The organism is Streptomyces sp. AC512_CC834, assembly GCF_019049325.1.
Classification (GTDB): Bacteria; Actinomycetota; Actinomycetes; order Streptomycetales; family Streptomycetaceae; genus Streptomyces.
In genome coordinates this window covers 1-235 of the sequence record NZ_JAGMUO010000073.1, presented here as the reverse complement: position 1 = coordinate 235, position 235 = coordinate 1, and the positions used below count along the sequence as shown (strand labels likewise).

The 235-nt window shown below is 68.9% G+C and carries 1 pseudogene; it reads left to right on the top strand.

The window, feature by feature from the left end:
- Positions 1–235 (top strand): annotated as a pseudogene (locus tag KUM40_RS26390) (glucose-6-phosphate isomerase); the annotation flags it as partial.

Below are 235 nucleotides of genomic sequence, written 5' to 3'. Positions count from 1 at the left end.
GACCGGACCCGTGGTCTGGGGCACGCCGGGCACCAACGGCCAGCACGCCTACTACCAACTGATCCACCAGGGCACCAAGCTGATCCCGGCGGACTTCATCGGCTTCGCCCGGCCCGTGGCCGAGCTGAGCGACGGACTCAAGGCCCAGCACGACCTGCTCATGGCCAACTTCTTCGCCCAGACCCAGGCACTCGCCTTCGGCAAGACCCCGGACGAGGTACGCGCCGAGGGGGTG